The sequence below is a fragment of the Dietzia sp. E1 genome, assembly GCF_014145015.1.
GTDB lineage: Bacteria > Actinomycetota > Actinomycetes > Mycobacteriales > Mycobacteriaceae > Dietzia > Dietzia cinnamea_A.
Genome location: NZ_JAALDU010000003.1, coordinates 1 through 1,393, shown reverse-complemented (window position 1 = coordinate 1,393; position 1,393 = coordinate 1). Strand labels below are relative to the sequence as shown.

The 1,393-nt window shown below is 73.5% G+C and carries 1 protein-coding gene and 1 pseudogene; both read left to right on the top strand.

All coding sequences use genetic code 11. The features are described from left to right. Positions 1–195 precede the first annotated feature (195 nt). Positions 196–1,095 (top strand): UTP--glucose-1-phosphate uridylyltransferase, encoded by a 900-nt coding sequence (locus G6030_RS00145; RefSeq protein WP_007632061.1) that lies wholly within the window; start codon positions 196–198, stop codon positions 1,093–1,095. A gap of 64 nt (positions 1,096–1,159) precedes the next feature. After that, positions 1,160–1,393: pseudogene (locus G6030_RS00140) on the top strand (molybdopterin molybdenumtransferase); the annotation flags it as partial.

The window sequence follows — 1,393 nt, the reverse complement described above, 5'->3', positions numbered from 1 at the left end:
CCCGGTCACGCCGGACGCGCACCGGCGCGGGCACGGCGGCGCGGCGCGCGAGCACCTCCCGGCGCAACCGTGCCTTGACGGCCGCGTCGGCGGTGGGCCCCGCGCCGACGTCGGGCTCGTCCTGCGACATGAGCCACAGTCTGCCGCGCGTGGCGTCACACGTGGGTGCCGGGTACGCGGTCTAAGGTGGTCGCCATGACGTCCGACACCACACCCGCGCCGCAGTTCCGGACCGCCGTCGTCCCGGCGGCCGGTCTCGGCACCCGGTTCCTGCCCGCCACCAAGACGGTGCCCAAGGAGCTCCTGCCCGTCGTGGACACCCCGGGCATCGAGCTCATCGCCGAGGAGGCCACCGAGGCGGGGGCGGGGCGGCTCGCGATCGTCACCTCCGAGCGCAAGGTCGGCGTGATGGCGCATTTCGCCGAGGACTCCGTGCTCGAGGGCACGCTCGAGGACCGCGGCAAGGACGTCCTGCTGCACAAGGTCCAGCGCGCGCCCGGGCTCATCGAGGTCGTCGACGTCCGTCAGGACGAGCCCCTGGGGTTGGGACACGCCATCGCGCAGGTCGAGTCGGTGCTCGGCGACGAGGAGCAGGCCGTGGCGGTACTGCTGCCGGACGACCTGGTCCTGCCGTTCGGGATCCTCGGCCAGATGAGCGCCGTCCGCGCCGAGCGTGGCGGCAGCGTGCTGTGCGCGTTCGAGGTGGACCCGGACAACGTCTCCTCCTACGGCGTGTTCGACGTGGAGGACACCGACGACCCGTCGGTGAAGAAGGTGCTCGGCATGGTCGAGAAGCCGGCCGCCGAGGACGCGCCCTCCAATCTCGCCGCTGCCGGGCGGTACGTGCTCGACCGCGCGATCTTCGACGCGCTGCGCCGGACCGAGCCGGGCGCCGGCGGGGAGATCCAGATCACCGACGCGATCGACCTGCTCATCGACGAGGGGCACCCCGTGCACGTGGTGGTCCACGACGGCACCCGCCACGACCTGGGCAACCCCGGCGGCTACATCAAGGCGTGCGTGGACTTCGCGCTGGACAACCCGGCGTACGCGGACGACCTCCGCGAGTGGCTCGCGGGCCGACTGGGGTCGTAACCCCTTTTCCACTGGTGAGGCGGGTCCGCTCGCGCGGGTGACGGGTACGGGAAAGGAGCACCTGGTGCGCTCCGTCGAGGAACAGCTGGCTCTGGTGACGGCGGCCGCGGTCGCCCCGCGCCCCGTGCGCGTGGCGATCTCCGAGGCGCAGGGTCTGCTGTGCGCCGAGGAGGTCGTGGCCGAGCGCCCGCTCCCGTCGTTCGACCAGGCCGCGATCGACGGCTACGCGGTGCGGAGCGTCGACGTCCGGCCCGACGGCCCCGGCGACCGCGGCGGTGACGCGCCGGACGGCCCCGTC